This window comes from Streptomyces sp. NPDC029836 (assembly GCF_055574495.1).
On record NZ_JBVHZI010000011.1, the window covers coordinates 257,104 to 272,189 of the forward strand.

Genomic DNA, 15,086 nt, shown 5'->3' on the forward strand with positions numbered 1-15,086 from the left:
GAGTCGACGTTCACGAACCCCCTGGGGCAACGTGACGGAAATCGGCCCGCCCACCTCGTCGTTCGCGGTGCGGTCGTGGAAGAGCACCTTCACCGAGGCCCGGGCCTCGGTCGGCGATCCGCCTTCCCGGAAGCGGCGCACGGCCGAGTACGCCTTCCCGCCCGGCCGGATCGTGGCGGCCGCCCGCGCCGGGGACTCCATCGGGAGCGGCTGGACCTCGGTGTCCGTGGCGAAGCGGACGATCGGGTAGTAGTACAGAGCTCCCCGACCCCCCGGGCTTCGCGGGCGCGCTCGGCTTGGCCGGGGCGGTGGACTTGGCCGGGGCGGTGGGCTTGACGGACTCGCTCGGCTTGACGGACCCACTCGGCTTCGCGGACCCACTCGGCTTCGCGGACGTACCGAACTCGGCGGAACCGCCGCCGGGATGCGCACCTCGGACTCCTCGGCCTTGCGGAGGAAGCCGGTGTTCAGGACGGTCAGGTAGGTGTTCCCGACGATCTGGCCGGCCCGCAGGTGGACCAGGCTCATCGTGGCGCGCGGGACCGACCGGTTGCCCGTGGCCCGGAACAGGGCAGTGCTGATGTCGTTCAGCTCCGGTACGAACTCGGCCGGGTTCGCCATCCGCGAGAGGGGGCGCGGGGGGGGGTGTCGGTGTTCGTCATGGCGGCCTCCGAGGGTTGGTGCCGCTGCTCGCTGCGTCGGCTGCACCGCACTGACGGACGGGACGCCGGGAGTGTGACGACTCCGGAGAAGAATTACTCACGTACCCCACCACCGGCCGCCGTCCTCCGCCCCGGGACACCCGTACGGCCCGGCGAATGAGCAGCGTCGCGGAGCAGTGGCCGGGGTGGGTCGGCGGGTCGGTGGGTTGGGGTCAGGGGCGGGGGAGGAGGCCTCGTTCCAGGGCCACGACCACCGCGTGGGTGCGGTCGCTGACGTCGAGTTTGGCGAAGACGCGGAGCAGGTGGGTCTTCACCGTGGCCTCGGCGATGACCAGGCGGCGTCCGATCTCCACGTTGGAGAGGCCGTCGGCGACCGCGTTCAGTACGTCGACCTCGCGTGCGGTCAGCGGTACGACGGCCGGCCTGCGCATCCGGGCGACCAGGCGGGCCGCGACGCGGGGGGCCAGGACGGTTTCGCCGCGGGCCGCGGAGTGGATGGCGTCGACGAGTTGCTCGCGGGTGGTGTCCTTCAGCAGGTAGCCGATGGCTCCGGCCTCGACGGCGCGCTCGATCTCCTCGTCGGTTTCGTAGGTGGTGAGGATCAGCACCCGGGTGCGGGCCGGGCCGGCGACGATCTCGGCCGTGGCGCTCGCCCCGTCGAGCACGGGCATCCGCAGGTCCACCAGGGCCACGTCGGGCTCCAGCCGCTCGACGAGTTCGACGCCGGCGCGACCGTCACCGGCCTCGCCGACGATCTCGACGGTGGGCTCCTGCGCCAGCAGGGCCACGACGCCCGCCCGCATCACCGTGTGGTCGTCGACGACGATCACGCGCAGGGGCTGCGGGCCGTCTCCGCCCCGCGCCGCGTGTGCGGACCGGTCGGGCCGGTCGGGCTGGTCGCGCTCATCACGCTGTACGGGCATGTCAGTCCTCGGTGATCGGGTCGGAGCTCGGCTCTGGGTTCGGCTCCGGGCTCGTGGGGATGAGGGCGAGGACGCGGGTGCCGTCGCCGAGCGAGCTCGTGAGCGTCAGGTCGCCGCCCAGCTCGGCGAGGCGCTTGCGCATCCCGTTGAGGCCGAAGCCGCGGGAGTCCGCCACGACGAAGCCGCGCCCGTCGTCGGTGATCTCCAGTTCCACCCCGTACGGGCGTTGCGCGAGGACCACGTCGACGGTGGAGGCGGCCGCGTGCTTGCGGACGTTGGCGAGGGACTCCTGGGTGCAGCGGAGCAGGGCGATCCGGGTGGGTTGGTCGCAGTCCACCTCCTCCAGTTCCGCGGTGACGGGGAGCCCGGTGTCCTCGGTGAAGCGGTCCAGGGTGCGGCGCAGGGTCGCGGCGACGGATCCGGGGGCGAGGCCGCTCTGCGGGGCGGAGCCGACGAGGATCCGGGCCTCGGCGAAGTTCTCGCGCGCCGTCTGCTCGATCGAGAGCAGTTGCTGCGCGCTGCGGTCCGGATCGGCCGCCAGCCCGGAGCGGGCCGCCTCGGCCAGCACGATGATGGAGGCGAAGCCCTGCGCGAGGGTGTCGTGGATCTCCCGGGCGAGCCGTTCGCGTTCCTCGGCCGCGCCCTGGAGCCGGTGGGCCTCGGCGAGGCTCAGTTGGGTGCTGGTCAACTGGGCCCGCAGCCGCTCCCGTTCGTCGCGCTGTTCCAGCGCCCGGGGGGTCAGGACGGCAAGCAGGACGCTCACGGCGTACACCGCGACGGAGGAGAGGGTGTTGGTGCTGAGGTTCTCCGCGTTCCAGCCCGCGCGCAGGGTGCCGCCGACGGTGATGGCGACCGCGCCGAGGCCGCTGAGGACGATCGCGGCGCGCAGACCGTCGACGAAGATCACGAACTGCGGCAGCGCGAGGGTGTAGAGCACTCCGTAGCCGTCGCGCAGGTAGGAGAGGCCGGCCAGTGCGACGAGGAGCACGCCGAGGTGGACGTACCCTCCCCGGACGGGGTTGCCGGGCAGTCGCCGGACGGTCCCGTAGCTTGCGCCGAGGGCGGCCAGCAGCGCGAGCGACCCGTACTTCGTGGTGCTCGGGAGGTCCGTGAAGACCGTGGTCAGGATCAGGATTCCGATGACCGCCCAGGACAGGACGTCCCACCAGTGGAGCATCCATATCCAGAACGGGTCGCCGCGCCGGGGCCGTTGAAGCATGATCGTCAGCCTACGTTCTCCACCGCGCGGCCCGCCGGGCCGGCGGCCGGGTCCACGGCCGGGCCGGCCGCCGGAGCCGTCCGGGGGCGGCGCAGCGGGTTCCATGCCCGCTCGCCCAGGAGGAGCAGCACCGCGGGCAGGACCATGAGGCGGACGACGACGGCGTCCAGCAGGACGGCGAGGGCCAGGCAGAAGCCCATCTGCTTCATCTCGGTGAGGTGGAGGGCGACGAAGGCGCCGAACACCGTCACCATCACCACGGCGGCGCTGGTGACCACCTTCGCGGAGCGTTCGATGCCGTCGAGCACGGCCCGGCGGGCGCTCATGCCCCCGTCCATGGCCTCCTTGATGCGGCTGACGACGAACACCTGGTAGTCCATGGACAGTCCGAACAGGATGACGAAGAGGAACAGCGGGACCCGGGAGGCGATCGCGCCGAGGGAGTCGAAGCCGAGGAGTTCTTCCGCCCAGGTGCCCTGGAAGACCGCGACGAGGGCGCCGAGCGCCGCGCCGGCGGACAGCAGGTTGAGGACGACGCCGAGCAGGGCGATGACCACCGAGCGGAAGGCCCACAGGGTCATCAGGAACGTCACCAGCAGCAGGAAACCGAGCACCAGCGGCAGCTTCGCGTTCTCGTGGTCGACGTAGTCGCGACCGCGCGCCACGTCGCCGGAGACGGCGCTCTCGACGCCGGTCAGCTGCCCGAGCGTGGCCGGCAGGTGGACCTGCCGGAGGCGGGTCAGGGACTCCCCCGCCCGCTGCGACGTGGCGGTGTACGGGACCGCCACCTCCAGTACGCTGATCCGCCCGTCGGCGGAGGTGAGGATCCGCGGCTCGGCGTGCGCGGCGAACAGGGGGTCGCCCTGGGTCCGCCGGCCGAGGTCCGTCAGGGCCCGGTGGACGTCGGCCGTGCGGTCGGGGCCGGTGGCCCGGACGGTGACGCGGTGCTGGGACGACAGCTCGGGGAACGCCGCGTTGAGCCGGTCGTAGACCTGGACGGCGGGGATGTCGCGGGAGAAGGTGTCGCGGCCCGGGTCTACCAGCTTGAGGCCGAAGGCGGGTGCGGTGAGGCCCAGCAGGAGCAGGACGGACAGGCACAGGGTGAGTACGGGGCGGGTACGGGCGGGCTTCAGCAGGGCGCCGGTCAACCGTCCGGGGCGGTCCTCGGCGTGAGCGTCGTCCGCACCGTGCGCACCGTCCGCGCCACCGTCGCGGCGGCGGGCGGCGCGGGCCGGCTTGCCGCTGCGGGCGCGGCGCTCCGCGCGGGCTTCGGCGCGGCGGGTGCGGCGTTCGGCGGTGCGGGCCGCGCGGCGCTCCGACCGCTGTCCGATCTTCACCAGCAGGGCGGGCAGCACGGTCAGGGAGCTGACCACGGCGACCGCCACGACCAGGATGGTGCCCGTCGCGAGGGAGGAGAAGATGACGTCGGTGGCGAGGTACAGGGTGGCGGTGGAGACGATCACGGCGAGGCCGGAGACGACGATGGCGCGGCCCGCGGTCGCGGCGGCCAGTTCCACGAGGGCCTCGGAGCTGAGGGTGCCCCGGGCGCGGGCCCGTTCCTCGCGTTCGCGCTTGAGGTAGAAGAGCGTGTAGTCGACGCCGACCGCGAGACCGACGAGCAGGATCATGTTGGTGCCGACGCCCGCGTCCGGGAGGAGGTGGGAGGCCGCCATGGACAGGCCGAGGGCCGCCGCGATCGAGGACAGGGCGAGCAGCAGTGGCACGGCGGCCATCACCACGGACCCGAAGACGAGCAGCAGGGTGATGAGGGTGACCGGGAGGGTGATGCGCTCGGAGAGCGCGAGGTCCTCGTCGCGCTGGTCGTTGACGCCCTTGCTGATGGCCGGTGACCCGGTCTCCTCCACGATCAGGCCGGGGTGGGCGGCGCCCACCGCCGCGCTCTGTTCGAGCAGCGGGACGACGTTCTTCCTGCCCTCCAACTCGGGTCCGTGCATGACCACCTGGACCATCAGGACGCGTCCGTCGCGCGAGCGGACCGGCTCGGCCACCGTGTCGACCTCGGGCAGGGCGCGCATCCGCGCGGTGAGGTCCCGGGCGGCGGCGCCGGCCCGGTCGGTGTCGAGTGGGAGGCCCTTGTCGCGGGAGCGGATCAGGATCTGCTCGGTGGGCCGGCGCTCCAGGCCTCCCTCGGCGGCCATCGCCTCGGCGCGGCCCGCCTCGCCGACGCGGAAGTCGGCGGAGGTGGCCTGGTGAGTGCCGACGGTGATGCCGACGCCGAGGCAGAGGACGACGAAGACGAACCATCCGGCGATGGCGGCCCACGCGTGCCGGGCGCTCCAACGGGCCGTGCGTACGGGAAATGAGGTCATGTCAGGAGCATGCGGCGCGGGGTGGGGCGGCCATGACGTCCTGCGGACTGAACTTGCCGTCCACCGGTCGGTGGACAACGCTCCCCCCGGCCGGGGTCCCGACCTGCCCCGTCGCGGCCCGTTCTCCGCGTCGGAGTTGATGGATCGCGGTGCCAAAGTCCGTACCCTGCCGACGAGATGACAGGATGATGACAGACAGATGGTGATACCACGCATTCGAAAGGTCATCGGCAATGGAGCATTCCGCGAACCGCGTGTACGACCTGGTCATCCTCGGCGGCGGTAGCGGCGGCTACTCCTGCGCCCTGCGTGCGACCCAGCTCGGACTGGACGTCGTCCTGATCGAGAAGGGCAAGTGGGGCGGCACCTGCCTGCACAACGGCTGCATCCCGACGAAGGCCCTGCTGCACGCGGGCGAGGTCGCCGACGAGCTGCGGCGCAGCGAGTCGTACGGGGTGAAGTCCACCTTCGAGGGCGTGGACATGGCGGCCGTGCACGCCTACAAGGACGGCGTGATCGCCGGCCTGTACAAGGGCCTCCAGGGCACGTTGAAGGCCCGCAAGACCCTCACCCTGGTGGAGGGCGAGGGCCGCCTGGTGTCCCCGACCGAGGTCGAGGCGGGCGGGATGCGCTACCGGGGCCGGCACGTGGTCCTCGCCACCGGCGCCCAGCCCCGCTCGCTGCCGGGCCTGACCATCGACGGTGACCGGGTCATCTCCTCCGACCACGCCCTCTTCCTCGACCGGATCCCCGAGTCGGCGATCGTCCTGGGCGGCGGCGTCATCGGCGTCGAGTTCGCCTCGGCCTGGAAGTCCTTCGGCGTGGACGTCACCGTCGTCGAGGGCCTGCCCCACCTGGTGCCCGCCGAGGACGTCGACATCTCCAAGTCCCTGGAACGCGCCTTCCGCAAGCGGAAGATCAAATTCGAGCTCGGATCGCGTTTCGCCGGCGTCGAGTACACCGATTCCGGCGTCCGCGTCTCCCTGGAGAACGGCAAGCAGATCGAGGCCGAGCTGCTCCTCGTCGCCGTCGGCCGCGGTCCCGTCTCCGCCGGCCTCGGCTACGAGGAGGCCGGCGTCACCGTCGAGCGCGGCCACGTCGTCGTCGACGAACTGCTGCGCACCAACCTGCCGACCGTCTCGGCCGTGGGCGACCTGGTGCCGACCCTCCAGCTGGCCCACGTCGGTTTCGCCGAGGGCATCCTGGTCGCCGAGCGAGTGGCGGGCCTGCCCGTCACCCCGATCGACTACGACGGCGTCGCGCGGGTCACGTACTGCGAGCCGGAGATCGCCTCCGTCGGGCTGACCGAGGCCAGGGCGAAGGAGCTCCACGGTGAGGACAAGGTCGTCATCAGCAGGTTCAACGCGGGCAGCACCGGCAAGAGCAAGATCCTGAAGTCGGCCGGTGACGTGAAGCTCGTCCAGCTCGTGGACGGACCCGTCATCGGCCTGCACCTGATCGGCTCCCGGGTCAGCGAGCAGGTGGGCGAAGCCCAGCTGATCTTCAACTGGCAGGCACTGCCCTCCGACGTGGCCTCCCTCGTCCACGCCCACCCGACACAGACCGAAGCCCTCGGCGAAGCCCACCTGGCCCTGGCGGGGAAGCCGCTGCACGTCCACGGCTGACCCCTGCCCGTTCGTCGGCGCGGCGGGCGGCCCCGCGCCCGCCGGGGGCCGGGGACCGGGGACCGGGGCCGGCGTCAAGGATCGACGTGCTCCGGGTCCCGGGACGTGCCCCGGGCGAAGGCCGCTTCGGACGCCGCAGGGCCGGCCGCCACCAGGCAGGCCGACCACACGCGGTCGACGTCGTACCGTTCCGCTTCGGGCAGCGGGGCACCGGCCGAGAGGCGGGCCGCGTGCGCGACGCCGAGCAGCTCCGCCGCCCGTTCCGCGGCGCCGCCGGCCGCCGCCGCGCCGGCCAGCCCCTCCCAACCAGGGCCTGCGCCCGTACGTCCCCCAGCTCGAGCGCCACCTCCAACCCCTCGGCGTGCAGCGCGTGCGCCCGGGAGGGCTCGCCCCGCAGCTCGGCCGTGAAGCCGAGTTCGGCGACGGAACTCCCATTCGGGGCTCAGGACGGCGTCGAGCACCGTCGGCGCCGGCGCGGGGTCGGCATCCGTGCGAGCACACCGTGACCCGTCGTCGGGCCGTCCCGGCGGACGCCCCCCGACACCGAGGCACGGGAAGGGCGGTCGCCGCCCCCGGTGGTGGAGGTCGCCGCACCGGCCGCTGCTCGCAAGGGCGTTGGGATTCCGCTCAGGGGCGGCGAGGTTCCCGCTTTCATGTCAGAAGTACCCGGATTCCGTACCGCCGGGGGTGGTCCACTGGTGGCCGTCCCCCTCCGTACGGCACGGGAGAGCTTCATGCGGTCCTGGCAGTCCCTCACCTCCGCCCTCGCGGCGCTCCACGATCCGAGGCTGCGCCGGCCCTCGGTCTACGAGATCTCACGGCGCAACACGACCGCGATGGGCCGCGCCACCTCCGCGCTCCGGTTCCTGGCCGCCCTGGTCTTCGCGGCGGCCCTGGGGCGGGTCGTCCTCGGGACCGGCGGCTCGCCCTGGTGGTGGGTCGTCACCGTGCCCGCGTTCGCCGGTTCGGCGCTGGCGATCGTGCACACCCACCAGGACCTCATCGAGGCCATGATGCGCTCCCGGCTGGCGCCGCTGCGCGTGATCGGACGCGAACTCGACCTGCACGGCTGGCAGAAGGTCAACGTGCCCGCGATCCTGGAGACGTTCGGGCCGCTCGTCCTGGCCTGGACCGTGGGGGCGCCGTCGGGGCCGTTCACCGGGCATCCCGGGGCCCAGCTCATCGCGGCCGCCGCCACCCTGCTCTACAGCGGCCTCGGGACGCTGCACTGGATCGTCGAATCGGTCTTCTACCAGTTCGAGCCGACGAAGGCCTGGTCGGTGGCGTTCGCCCGGCTGGCCCGCGCGGTCGTCCCCGCCCTGCTCGCCGCCGTCTACGGCCTGTTGCTCGCCCGCAACGCCGACGCGACCGGCGCCAACGCCGGCCTCCCCTGGCTCGCGGCCGTGTTCCTGCTGCTCTACCCGGCCACCGTGGTCTACGAAAGGATCCTGACCAGCGCGCTGAACGAGATGCGGCCCGCGATCGTGGCCCAACGGCTCCAGGACGCCACCATCGTGCACTCCAGCATCAGCAACCCCCTGCACTACGTGCTGCTGGCCGCCCGCGAGCGGCCCGCCGCCGACGCCGAACCGCTGATGATCTACCTGCGGGGCGAGCTCCGGCGGTGCCTGGACGAACTCGACCACCAGCACCCGCCCGCCACGATCGGCGAGATCGTCGACGCGGTCCGCGCCGGCCTGCTGCCCGACGACCGTCCCCGACTCACCTTCGACTCCCCCGTCTCCCCCGATCCTTCCGGTCCTTCCGGTCCTTCCGGTCCTTCCGGCTCCCCGCGCCGGCTGGGCCCCATGGACGCCTCGCTGGCCCGCAGCATCCTCGCCGACCTGTGCTGCAACGCCCTGAAGGAGGTCCGCGGCGGCCACCGCCCGCAGGCCGTGGTGACGGCGGCGTACGAGGAGGACGTGCTCACCCTGGTCGTCAGCGACGACGGCCCCGGCTTCGCCGGCGGTGCGGATGCCGCCGGGGGCGCCGGGGGCGCGCCGGGCACCTCCCTGGTGCGGCTGCGCCAGCTCCTCGGCCAGCTGCGGGGCAGTCTCACGTTCCGACCCGGCGAGGTCACCGGCACCGTGGTCACCGCGAGTTGGTCGCTCACCCCGCAGGACGGCACGTCATGAACCGTCGCCTGAACGTCCTCGTCCTGGACGACAACCCGACCACCGCGCTCGGTGCGCTCAACTACCACCTGGCGGCCACGGCCGGATCCCCGGACCGCTTCGCGATGCGGCACCTCTCCGACCCCGCGCGGCTGGACAACTACCTCGACGCCTACGGCGACGAGATCGACGTCGTCGTCATCGACGTGGAGTTCGAGCTGACCAGTACCCGGACCTGCCTGACCGCCTTCGACACCGTCCTGCGCCGGGGCGGGCCCGTCGCGATCGGCCTGTCCACCTCGCAGTACGGACGCACCCTCTTCCCGTTCGCCGTCTGCCAACTGCTGCCGCCACCGACCGGACGGACCATCGTCGGCTGGACGTACAAGGACGACCGGCCCGGGCGCGGTTTCCCCGAGCTGGTCCGGATCCTGGACACGATCGCCGCCGGCTCCCCGCCGGCCAGGCCCCGGACCCTGGAGCCATGCACGCCGGACGCGGCACCGGCGACGGGGGCCTTCATGCAGGAGATCCTGGCGGGCCGGACCGACGTACGCCTGTGGTCGATGCTGTCGCGGACCACCTACGAGGCGGCCGACCTGGCCGCGGGAACATCCGCGTCGGTCTCCACGGTCCGCAAGCGCTTCAAGAAGTACGTGGCCGCGATCACGGCGTTCGAGAAGGCCATGCGGGGCAACGTCGTCCACCCGCTGGGTGCGCAGGCCGTACTGGGGCGCCCGGGGGCGGAGGAGGGGCGGCCCGGCAAGTCCGATCCGACGCAGCGGATCGTCGAGACCTTCGCGCACGCGCACCGCACGTTCTTCCAGGCCCCCGAGCTGGAGGAGATCGTCGTGGCCCGGGACAACCGGCTCAGCAGGCTGCGCGGCCGACGCCGCAAGCCCGAACCCTGGTGGACGCCGCAGCCCTGACGCACGCCGTCCGGGCCATTTCCACCCCCCTTCGCTCCCCTGCCCAACTCGGGCAGGGGCCGACCGACCCGACACCCGCACCCGACACCCGCACCTGACACCCGCACCTGAAGGAGACAGTCATGCGACTGAGGCTCGTATCGGCAACCCTCGTCGGCGCCCTGTGCGTCGGCGGTCTGTCCGCGCCGGCCTTCGCCGGTGAACCGGCCGCGCCGGACCGGACGGTGACCACGCAGGAGGTGGCCGCCGCGCTCGGCGAGGTACCCGGCCTGCTCTCCGCATCCGATGGGGTGGCGGTCTCCGCCGACCGCGACTCCGCGGCGTCCGCCACCACCGGCGGCGCCACCGTGGACGTCCCCAAGGCGGCCTCCGGCGAGGTCACCCTGGCGCCGGACGCGGGCACCGGGTTCGCGGTGTCCCTGCCGGCCGGCGCGTCCGACGGACCGGGCACGCTCGTCGCGCCCGGCACCGTCGCCTACCCGTCGGGCGACGGCAGCGCCAACGCGGTCCAGGCCCTGGAGGGCGGCGGGGCGCGCATGTTGACCGTCATCTCGGTGCCCACGGCGGCCACCGAGTACCGGTACGACGTGACCGTCCCCGGCGGCGGCTCCATCGCCCTCACCGAGGACGGCGGGGCCGTCGTGCGCGACGGGTCGGGCGCGACCGTCTCGCAGGTCGCGGCGCCCTGGGCGGCCGACGCGAACGGCGCTCCCGTCCCGACCCGCTTCACCACCGACGGGGCGTCCCTGACCCAGGTCGTCGACCACCGGGGCGGCGGCCACGCCTACCCGATCGTCGCCGACCCGGTGTGGTTGGTCGGCGCGGCGCTCGCCGCGTACGTCGTGCTGCGCTGGGCCCTCGGCGCCTGCGGACTCGGCTACCTGTCCGGAGCCGCCCAGGAGGCGTTCTTCCACGGCTGGGTCTGGCAGAACGTACGCCGTGCCGGACGCGAGGGCTGCGTGTGGGGCCTCCTCACCGGTGGCGCCGGCGGCCTGGCCCGAGTCCTGATCAGGCGCTGACACCATTCCCGCTCCATCCGCCTGCCGACGCCCGCCCGCTGTCACAACAGCGGGCGGGCGTGGGGCTGTCCGGTGCGGGCCGGGGCTCGCGCACCGGTGCGGCTCCGCTCCTCGCGGGGCGTTGTCAGTGGTGCCCAGCGTCTCGAACATGCTGCGGACCGCACATATTTTCGCCTATGCACGCCCCCGCTCCGTGCGCCGCATATCCCTCCTGAGGTTCGTCTCGATCACCCGCGGGAGCGAGTCGATTTCCTCCCGCACGAAGGGGATGTCGTCAGTCCAACTCCTGTTTGGTCGGGCATGGTTGGCTGCGCAGTAGAATTCGAACAAAGGAAGCCGGCCGCATGGCGGACAACAGCGTTCCCGTCCCTCCGAAGGGCCGCATCGGAGTCACCTACACCGAGATAGCCGCGCACTACGGCATGAGCGCCCGCTACATCTCCGAGAACCCCCGATGGGGCCGGCACGAGCGCTGGCCGGAGAGCATCGGCAAGCGCGGGCGGAACAAGGAGTTCGACCCGGCCGCCGTCGCCGCCTTCTTCAACGAGCACCACATCCGCGAGACCGCGCCGCTCGACCCCGACCGCCTGTACACCGTCGTCGAGATCGCCGAAGCGGCGAACCTGCAGCCGGACACCGTCCGCTCCGACATCAGTCGCGGCCGGTGGCCCGCTCCCGACCAGTGGTCGCAGGGCGAGACGAAGTTGTGGCGGGGCGACACCGTCCGCGCCCACCTGTCCGCCCGCCGCACCTACCGCAGGGCCGGGTAGCGCGGACCTCCCGCGCCCCCTGGATCACCCGCCGACGATCGACCCGAGTGTCACCGCGAGCTACGCCGGGCACACGCGAGGTGACCGTCCCGCCGCGCCAACCCCGTCCGACCCCGTCCGCTGATGCGGGTCCGGCGCATCTGGGGGAGGCTGGGTGTGATCGGTCGCCGGGCGAGGAGGGTGTCGTGGACGTTTCGGTGGACGGCCGCGGGTCGGCCCGCGCGGGCGGGAACCGGGCAGGACGCGGAGCACGCCACGGTGTGCGGTCCGTGATGCGGACGGTCGGCGTCGCGTGCGCCGCCGCGGCCCTCGTCGCGGGAGTCGTACCGGCCGCCTCCGCGCAGACCACGCCGGCCCCGGACCCCGTCGTGGTCGTCGACTGCTTCGCGCAGGCCCAGGTGCGGCCCGAGGAGTACCTGCTGGCCTGCGGCGACGGGAACAACCGCCTCGTCGACCTGCACTGGGACACCTGGGGCTCGCGCACCGCGACGGCCACCGGCACGGACATGGTCAACGACTGCCGCCCGTACTGCGCGGCGGGCCGCTTCCGCGCGTACCCGGTGACGGTGACCCTGGCCAACCCGGAGCGCTGGCCCGACCATCCCGACCTGGACCGTTTCACGACGCTCCGGATCCTTTACACCGACAAGGCCCCGCACCCGGTGCCGAAGGATTCGACCTACCGACTGACGTACTGATCCGCCGTGGCGGCCCGGTGCCGCTCGGGAGGGACGGTCAGGGGTCGGGCCAGTGCGCGGTGACGAAGCCCATCTTGCGGTTCATCGCGATGGCGTGCGTGTGGGCCGGGTGGTGGACGGTGCGGATCTGGTGCACCCCGTACAGACCGGCGAAGCGCGTGCCGATCGTCTTCATGGCGATGGACAGGCCGCGCCCCCGGTGGCCGGCCAGGACGCCGGTCATCTCGTTGAAGAGGTGGCCGTCGTGGTGGGTCGTCGCGGCCATCCCCACCCAGGTGTCGCCGTCCAGCGCGATGACGATGCCGCGCGGGTCGTAGGAGGGGGTGTCGAAGCGGCGCCCGAGGTACGCGTCGAAGGTGGGGAACACGCCCTGTTCCGGGATGTCGGCGGCGCAGGTCCGGTGCAGTTCGTACAGCGTCCTGCGGTGCGCGGGAGTGTCCGTCAGCTCGTCGAACGTGGACAGCCGGATGCCTTCGCGGCGGGTCCGCGCCACGTAGGCGCCGAAGCGGCGGGGGTCGAAGGTGGTCAGGTCGAGTGCGAGTTTCACCCACTGGGGGTCGGCCGGTATCGACATGCGTCCATCCAACCGCGCCGGCTCAGCGATGGGGAGGGGCGGGCGGGCGGTGGCCGTCCGGTCGGGACCGGGCGCGCGCCTCCTATCCTGCGTCGATGGATTCCGTCATGACTCTCCGGGTGGACGCGACGTCGTCCGCTCCCGCTCTCGTCCTTCGTCCCTGGACCGTGAAGGACGTCGGCGCGCTGGTCGAGGTGGTGCGCGATCCTGCGTTCGGCCACTGGACCGGCTCCCCGGTCGGGAACGGGGCCGACGGGTCGGCGTGGGTGGCGGAGCAGCGCCGGGGCTGGGCGACCGGCACCCGGTTCGGGTTCGCCGTACGGGAGGTCCCGCCGACGGCGGGGTCGGGGCGGCTCGTCGGCGGCATCGTGCTGAAGGAGGTCGCGCCGGGCAGGGCGTCCGCCGAGGTCGGCTATTGGACGGCTCCGCACGCGCGGGGCCGGGGCGTGGCGTCGCGGGCGCTGGACGCGCTCACCGGCTGGGCGTTCGTCGCCTTCGGCGCCGACGGCCCGGCGGTGTTGGAGCTCCTGCACCAGGAGGACAACCTGGCGTCGTGCGGGGTCGCGCGCAGGAGCGGGTACGCCTTCGAGCGGATCCTGCCGGCGGCGCCGCCCGAGTTCCCGCTCGACGGACACCTGCACGTGCGCCGCCGCCGGGCGCTCTGACCCGGCGCGACGCCTCGTACGGCGGTCACGGTCCCGGTCCCGGTACCGGGACCCGGTATCGGCTGCGGTCCCGGTACCGACGACCGGGCGGCTACGGCTGCTCGTTGGGGAAGCGCGCGAGGGGCGCCTCGCCCTCGAAGAAGGTCTTGGCGCGGATCATCGCCCGCTCGTCGTCGCGTACCTGCCCGGGGCGCGAGCCGTTGCCGAGCAGGACGCCGCCGAAGCGCATCCGCAGGTACGCCGCCGTGTTGGTGAGGGTGGTGGTCAGGCCGTCGGCCACGGTCTCGTCGTGGTCCGCCATGGCCGTGACGCCCCACAGGGTGCGGCCCGCCATGCGCTGCTTGAAGTCCAGTTCCGGGACGGCCAGCCAGCCGGACCAGTAGTCGAGGTAGCGCTTGGTCTGCGCGGAGAGGGTGTACCAGTACAGGGGTGAGGCGAGGACGATGTCCGTGGCCCCCAGGGTGGCCCGCCGCAGGGTCTCCTCGTTCTCGCCCACCGTCCAGGCGTCGCTCTCGTGACGGCCGTCCTGGAAGTCCGGGAGCGGAAGCCGGGACAGGTCGATCCACTGCTGCGGGACGTGGGAGGGCAGTTGGCCGGCGGCCGTACGGGCGAGGATCTCGCTGTTGCCGTCGGGGCGGGAACTACCGAGGACGAAGAGGAACGAGCGGGCGGCGTCGCTGGTCATGTCTGCTCCGGTGAGGGCCGATCGAGTGTGGTCGACGCCTCCAACCCCGGTGCCCGACGGGGATATTCCGGTGCGCGGGCCGATCCGTCAGGTCCGCCCGGGTCTCGGGCCGCCGGGTCGACACGCGCCCGGCCGCCACCGCGCCCTCTCGGGCTGCGCGTCGGGTCCGCCGCCCGGCGGACCCGACACGTGCGGCTCAGATCGGGCGGACCTGGTCGGCCTGCGGACCCTTGGGGCCCTGCGAGGTGGTGAAGTCGACCCGCTGGTTCTCATCCAACGAGCGGTAACCGGAGGAGTCGATCGCGGAGTAGTGCACGAAGACGTCGGCGGTGCCGTCGTCCGGGGCGATGAACCCGAAGCCCTTCTCCGCGTTGAACCACTTCACAGTTCCCTGAGCCATGCCGTGCCTTCCGTTCGTCGGGCCTCGCGCTGTCGTCGCGTCCGGCTCCCGCGCTCAATACTCCCCAACCGTCGGCCGGTGAAACGGTGCCTTTTCCGGCAGGCCGGGAGCGCTTGCCGGCGTGGCGGGAACACGCTGTTCGCCCGGCCGGGGCGCGCGGTCGGGGGCCACGCGGACAGGGGGCGGGCCGGCCGGTGAGCACGGTGCGGGGGTGGGCTTCGGGTTCGGTTCGGAGGGGGTGGCGGTCCGGTTCCGACGCCCGGCCCCCGCCGCGTGCCCCCGGCGCTACCGCCCGGTGACCGTCCAGGCGTCCCGGCCGGTCAGGAGCGCGTTCAGGTCCCCCTTCCCGTACTGGTCGACGGCGGTGTCGAGTTGCTGGGCCATGAGGGTGTCGTAGACGGGGCGTTCGACGCTGCGCAGGACGCCGATGGGGGTGTGGTGGAGGGTGTCGGGGTCGGCGAGGCGGGAGAGGG

The 15,086-nt window shown here is 72.9% G+C and carries 14 protein-coding genes and 2 pseudogenes; 8 read left to right on the forward strand and 8 right to left on the reverse strand.

Going from position 1 to position 15,086, the window contains the following annotated elements; genetic code table 11:
• Nucleotides 1–31: 31 nt before the first annotated feature.
• A complete protein-coding gene (locus ACZ4XJ_RS28535; RefSeq protein ID WP_468497893.1) occupies nucleotides 32–250 on the forward strand; it encodes a hypothetical protein in 219 nt (72 codons plus the stop codon).
• A gap of 167 nt (nucleotides 251–417) precedes the next feature.
• On the opposite strand, the pseudogene ACZ4XJ_RS28540 reads toward ACZ4XJ_RS28535, so the two are convergent.
• The 4 genes and pseudogenes from ACZ4XJ_RS28540 to ACZ4XJ_RS28555 form a co-directional block, all read right to left on the reverse strand.
• Nucleotides 418–621: pseudogene (locus ACZ4XJ_RS28540) on the reverse strand (carboxymuconolactone decarboxylase family protein); the annotation flags it as partial.
• 253 nt (nucleotides 622–874) lie between these two features.
• The gene (locus ACZ4XJ_RS28545; RefSeq protein WP_468497880.1) at nucleotides 875–1,585 is read right to left on the reverse strand and encodes a response regulator; all 711 of its coding nucleotides are present in this window, start codon (nucleotides 1,583–1,585) and stop codon (nucleotides 875–877) included.
• A 1-nt stretch (nucleotide 1,586) separates the two neighbouring features.
• The gene (locus tag ACZ4XJ_RS28550; RefSeq protein WP_362880888.1) at nucleotides 1,587–2,804 is read right to left on the reverse strand and encodes a sensor histidine kinase; all 1,218 of its coding nucleotides are present in this window, start codon (nucleotides 2,802–2,804) and stop codon (nucleotides 1,587–1,589) included.
• Between the two features lie 5 nt (nucleotides 2,805–2,809).
• Nucleotides 2,810–5,134: an MMPL family transporter gene (locus ACZ4XJ_RS28555; protein ID WP_468497881.1), complete on the reverse strand. Its 2,325-nt coding sequence runs from the start codon at nucleotides 5,132–5,134 to the stop codon at nucleotides 2,810–2,812.
• A gap of 233 nt (nucleotides 5,135–5,367) precedes the next feature.
• Between ACZ4XJ_RS28555 and lpdA the strand changes: the two genes are divergently transcribed.
• The 6 genes from lpdA to ACZ4XJ_RS28585 all read left to right on the forward strand — a co-directional run bounded on the left by lpdA (nucleotide 5,368) and on the right by ACZ4XJ_RS28585 (nucleotide 12,289).
• Nucleotides 5,368–6,759, forward strand: coding sequence for a dihydrolipoyl dehydrogenase (lpdA, locus tag ACZ4XJ_RS28560; RefSeq protein ID WP_468497882.1), 1,392 nt, complete (start codon nucleotides 5,368–5,370; stop codon nucleotides 6,757–6,759).
• A 653-nt stretch (nucleotides 6,760–7,412) separates the two neighbouring features.
• Nucleotides 7,413–8,894 carry a hypothetical protein gene (locus ACZ4XJ_RS28565; protein ID WP_468497883.1) on the forward strand — a complete coding sequence of 494 codons (1,482 nt, stop codon included), beginning with the start codon at nucleotides 7,413–7,415 and terminating at the stop codon, nucleotides 8,892–8,894.
• A complete protein-coding gene (locus ACZ4XJ_RS28570; RefSeq protein WP_362880882.1) occupies nucleotides 8,891–9,802 on the forward strand; it encodes a hypothetical protein in 912 nt (303 codons plus the stop codon). Before ACZ4XJ_RS28565 ends, ACZ4XJ_RS28570 begins: the two co-directional genes overlap by 4 nt.
• Nucleotides 9,803–9,924: 122 nt before the next feature.
• Nucleotides 9,925–10,821: a serine/threonine-protein kinase gene (locus ACZ4XJ_RS28575; RefSeq protein WP_468497884.1), complete on the forward strand. Its 897-nt coding sequence runs from the start codon at nucleotides 9,925–9,927 to the stop codon at nucleotides 10,819–10,821.
• A 344-nt stretch (nucleotides 10,822–11,165) separates the two neighbouring features.
• Entirely contained in the window at nucleotides 11,166–11,591 is a 426-nt protein-coding gene (locus tag ACZ4XJ_RS28580) for a hypothetical protein (protein WP_362880878.1), read from the forward strand.
• 185 nt (nucleotides 11,592–11,776) lie between these two features.
• Nucleotides 11,777–12,289, forward strand: a complete 513-nt coding sequence (locus ACZ4XJ_RS28585; protein ID WP_468497885.1) for a hypothetical protein — start codon at nucleotides 11,777–11,779, stop codon at nucleotides 12,287–12,289.
• Nucleotides 12,290–12,326: 37 nt separating this feature from the next.
• Here the strand turns inward: ACZ4XJ_RS28585 and ACZ4XJ_RS28590 are convergent, their stop codons facing one another.
• On the reverse strand, nucleotides 12,327–12,863 hold the full coding sequence (locus ACZ4XJ_RS28590) for a GNAT family N-acetyltransferase (RefSeq protein ID WP_468497886.1): 537 nt from the start codon (nucleotides 12,861–12,863) through the stop codon (nucleotides 12,327–12,329).
• Between the two features lie 107 nt (nucleotides 12,864–12,970).
• Here ACZ4XJ_RS28590 and ACZ4XJ_RS28595 point away from each other — a divergent pair, with 107 nt between their 5' ends.
• A complete protein-coding gene (locus tag ACZ4XJ_RS28595) occupies nucleotides 12,971–13,528 on the forward strand; it encodes a GNAT family N-acetyltransferase (RefSeq protein ID WP_468497887.1) in 558 nt (185 codons plus the stop codon).
• 91 nt (nucleotides 13,529–13,619) lie between these two features.
• Here ACZ4XJ_RS28595 and ACZ4XJ_RS28600 read toward each other — a convergent pair whose 3' ends face one another.
• The 3 genes and pseudogenes from ACZ4XJ_RS28600 to ACZ4XJ_RS28610 form a co-directional block, all read right to left on the reverse strand.
• Complete coding sequence (locus ACZ4XJ_RS28600) at nucleotides 13,620–14,213, reverse strand: flavodoxin family protein (RefSeq protein WP_362880871.1); 594 nt, start codon at nucleotides 14,211–14,213, stop codon at nucleotides 13,620–13,622.
• A gap of 196 nt (nucleotides 14,214–14,409) precedes the next feature.
• Nucleotides 14,410–14,613: a cold-shock protein gene (locus ACZ4XJ_RS28605; RefSeq protein ID WP_362880869.1), complete on the reverse strand. Its 204-nt coding sequence runs from the start codon at nucleotides 14,611–14,613 to the stop codon at nucleotides 14,410–14,412.
• Between the two features lie 285 nt (nucleotides 14,614–14,898).
• Nucleotides 14,899–15,086, reverse strand: a pseudogene (locus tag ACZ4XJ_RS28610) (2-oxoacid:ferredoxin oxidoreductase subunit beta); the annotation flags it as partial.